The 3,624-nt window shown below is 68.2% G+C and carries 2 protein-coding genes, 1 rRNA gene and 2 pseudogenes; 2 read left to right on the top strand and 3 right to left on the bottom strand.

The window, feature by feature from the left end; all coding sequences use genetic code 11:
- A pseudogene (locus QSK22_RS33060) lies at positions 1 to 174 on the bottom strand (transposase); the annotation flags it as partial.
- A gap of 251 nt (positions 175 to 425) precedes the next feature.
- On the opposite strand from QSK22_RS33060, the gene QSK22_RS33055 reads away from it, so the two are divergent.
- Complete coding sequence (locus tag QSK22_RS33055) at positions 426 to 1,628, top strand: IS110 family RNA-guided transposase (protein WP_285498435.1); 1,203 nt, start codon at positions 426 to 428, stop codon at positions 1,626 to 1,628.
- A 17-nt stretch (positions 1,629 to 1,645) separates the two neighbouring features.
- Here QSK22_RS33055 and QSK22_RS33050 read toward each other — a convergent pair.
- A pseudogene (locus QSK22_RS33050) lies at positions 1,646 to 1,987 on the bottom strand (IS5 family transposase); the annotation flags it as partial.
- 347 nt (positions 1,988 to 2,334) lie between these two features.
- Positions 2,335 to 2,892 carry a hypothetical protein gene (locus QSK22_RS33045; protein ID WP_285498434.1) on the bottom strand — a complete coding sequence of 186 codons (558 nt, stop codon included), beginning with the start codon at positions 2,890 to 2,892 and terminating at the stop codon, positions 2,335 to 2,337.
- Between the two features lie 624 nt (positions 2,893 to 3,516).
- On the opposite strand from QSK22_RS33045, the gene QSK22_RS33040 reads away from it, so the two are divergent.
- A 16S ribosomal RNA gene (locus tag QSK22_RS33040) occupies positions 3,517 to 3,624 on the top strand; the annotation flags it as partial.

Raw genomic sequence — 3,624 nt, 5'->3', positions numbered from 1 at the left:
CCGGGGCCGGCCCGGCCCGACCCGGGGCACCCGGATCGCGGCCATCACCGCGGTGAACCGGGTGCAGTCATTGACATTGCCGCCGGTCACGACCAATCCCAGCGGGCGTCCTCTGCCGTCGCAGGCCGGATGGATCTTGCTGGTCAGCCCGCCCCGCGAGCGGCCGAGCGCCTGGTGCCCCCCGTTACCTTCTTCGTGACCCGGTTACGGGTCCTCGGCCTCTGGATCTGGCATGACTCTAGTTCCCCGGTCGTTTCATGATCGAAAAAGTGGTGTCACCGGGTCCGGAGGCATCGGCAGACCGCTGATGAGGGGCATGACCGCACAGCCCTCGGGCTGGCAGGCTCTTTGTAACGTGGATGCCGGCACGCTGATGCCGCTGGTGAGGCCGGGGCGAGTACGTCACTTCGAACGGAAGGCAGCACGTGACCGATCCCCGCGATATCGGCGTCTTCTGCGGCCTGGACGTCGGCAAGGGCGAGCACCACGCCACCGGCCTGACCCCGGCGGGCGGGAAGGTGCTCGACCGGCGGCTCCCCAACAGTGAACCCGAACTGCGGGACCTGTTCGGTCGGCTCCGGGACCGGTACGGAACGGTCCTGGTGGTGGTCGACCAGCCCGCCTCCATCGGTGCTCTGCCGTTGGCGGTGGCCCGCGATACCGGCTGCCGGGTCGCCTATCTGCCCGGCCTGGCGATGCGGCGGATCGCCGACCTGTACCCCGGCGAGGCCAAGACCGACGCGCGGGATGCGTTCATCATCGCCGACGCGGCCCGCACCATGCCGCACACCCTGCGCCGGCTCACCCTTCACGACGAGGCCGTCGCCGAGTTGCAGATGCTCGTCGGGTTCGACGACGACCTGGCTCAGGAATCGACGCGCGTGACCAACCGGCTCCGCGGGCTGCTCACCCAGATCCATCCCGCCCTGGAGCGGGTCCTGGGGCCGCGTCTGGATCATCCCGCCGTCCGCGCCCTGCTGGAACGCTTCGGCTCCCCGGCGCAGCTGCGACAGGCCGGGCGCGGCCGACTGGTTCGCCTGCTGCGGCCCAAGGCGCCGTGCATGGCCGAGCGCCTGGCCGACGATGTCCTGGCCGCATTGGCCGAGCAGACGGTCGCGGTGCCCGGCACCGACGCCGCCGCACTGATCATCCCCAGCCTGGCGCGCTCGCTCAGCGCCGTCCATGACCAGCGTGCCGTACTGGCGGCCCGGATCGAAGAACTACTGGAGGCCCACCCTCTTGCCCAGGTCCTGACCTCGATGCCCGGGGTCGGGGCCAGGACCGCCGCCCGCATCCTGATCGACGTCGGTGACGGCAGCCGGTTCCGCACCGCCGCCCACCTGGCCGCCTATGCCGGACTGGCTCCGGCCACCCGAGCCTCGGGCTCGTCCATCCGCGGCCAAAGCCCGCCCCGGCGCGGCAACCGGCAACTCAAACGGGCCTTCTACCTGGCCGCATTCGCCTCGCTGCGCCACCCGGCCTCACGGGCCTACTACGACAAGAAGCGGAGCGAGGGCAAGCATCACGTCGCCGCGCTCACCTGCCTGGCACGCCGACGCGTCGACGTGCTGTTCGCCATGCTCCGCAACGGCACTCTGTATCAACCCCCAACGCCCTTCCCTGCTTGACGAAGCACATAGGGGCACTTTTTGCGGGCGCCGGCGGCGTGCTGGTGAGCGCGCACGATGGTGGAATCCACGGCCACCAGCCAGTCGATGTCCCCCGCGGCGTCGGCGCGTGCCTGGGCGGCCTGCAGCATCCGGGTGAAGGTGCCGTCGGCGGCCCACCGGCGGAAGCGGGTGTGCAGCGACCGCCAGGAGCCGTACCGCTCGGGCACGTCCCGCCAGGCCACCCCGGAACGGAACTTGAACACGATCCCGTTCAGCACCCGCCGGTCATCGGCCCGCGGACGTCCCATCCGCTGCTTGGGCAGCAACGGCTCCAGCACAGCCCACTCGGCATCGGTCAGCTCATGACGACGAACCACGCCCTACATGATCCACATCAACCAACCAGCTCACAGCCACTTTGAAGACACGACCTAGTCACCGGACACGGCCTGTGGCGTTGTGAATCGTGGTTGAGCATGGGGCCGGTGACGGTGGCGCGCTTCGCCGCCACCGTCGGATGCTGCGTCAGGCTGGCGGCCGCCCATCCGGGGTATCACTGTGTCGCCGGACGTGGTCTGGGTTCGGGACGAGTGGGGTGTTTGCAGGGCAGGCGTTCGCGGAGCGTGACGTGGGTGCCCTCCGGTGTCGTGAACGGGGAGATCTGGCACCCGAAGTCGCGCACTGGCGCTGGTCGTGGCGGTGGCGGCGTGCGTGAAGATGTCGATCAGTAGCCGGGCGGGCCCGCCCGGCGATGCGGCTGCTCTGCCGATGCCGCAACGTGGTCGAAGACCGGACCAACCGGATCAAGTGACGGCGCGATATTGCCGCCCGCCACGCCATGCTCGCCTATCACTGCCGTGCCGTATTCACCCTGATCAACGCATTGTTGCGGATCTTGGCCTTCGGTTTTTGAGTGTGGGTCGAGCGGCAGCCGGGTGGTCCGCTGCACGCTGCGAGTCTGTGGCTTCGCCGCCGTCATGTGCGAGCGGCCGGGGTGGCGGTCGCCTGCCTGTCTTCGGTGCGGTCGCGCTGCCGACGCCGCAACGTGGTCAGGGTCGCCCTGATCACCGCGCCGCTGAGGATCCGGCATGATCCGCCGGACATTGTCCGGCAGCTGCGACGGTTGATCACGCTCGAACGCTGGCTGACCAGCGTGCGGGCACGGCACCTCGGCAATGCGACGGAACGGCAGACGCGAATGCGAGTGATCGAGGCAGATGGAGGGGTACGACACCGTCGACCATGCCGTGTCGCGGCTGCGGCTCTGCAGGACCGCCCGCACGCGGGTGAGCTACGGACGGCCTCGGTGCGGAGGCCCGCCGGCCGCCTCGATTTGACGGCCTCGATCTTGCCTGCCTAAAGTCTTCCGCACCCGAGGGATGCGGGACGCCGCGAGGCGGACGGCCCCGGGGACCAGATCTGAAGCGACCCCAAGCGGTGCTTGGGGTGTTGTAGACTGATCTGGTGCGCCTGAGCGGGGTGCAGGACGCCAGCAAGGCGGCCAACCCGGTGGGCAATCTCCTACGAGTCGACACCGAGCCCGAGAGGGCTCCCGTTCGACTTGTGGAGTTCTGGGTCCGACTTCCATTGTCAAATTGACGCAGAAGCGGTCAATTTGACAGGAGGAAAAGGCCCGGTAGATTAAAAGAGTCGCCCCGGGGCGGGGAACGCGAAAGCGGGAACCGCGCGGTGGGTGTCCGTTTCTTGAGAACTCAACAGCGTGTTAAAAGCCAGTGCCTTTGATGGGCCAGGCGTCGAGTCTGGCCACCCCCGTTAGCTCTGGAGCCCCTCGTGGGGTTTCGGGGTGGGGTTTCTTTGAGGCAGGCGGTCCCCTTTTGCGGGGACTGTCGTGCTGGGATTTTCTCTGAGGTTTGGCTCACCACGTATTGTGGTGGGTGTTTGGACCTTGATGGAGAGTTTGATCCTGGCTCAGGACGAACGCTGGCGGCGTGCTTAACACATGCAAGTCGAGCGGAAAGGCCCCTTCGGGGGTACTCGAGCGGCGAACGGGTGA

This window comes from Actinomadura sp. NBRC 104425, assembly GCF_030269545.1.
GTDB lineage: Bacteria > Actinomycetota > Actinomycetes > Streptosporangiales > Streptosporangiaceae > Spirillospora > Spirillospora keratinilytica.
Note: the sequence above shows the minus strand (reverse complement) of the source record. Positions and strands in the feature narration are given on the sequence as shown.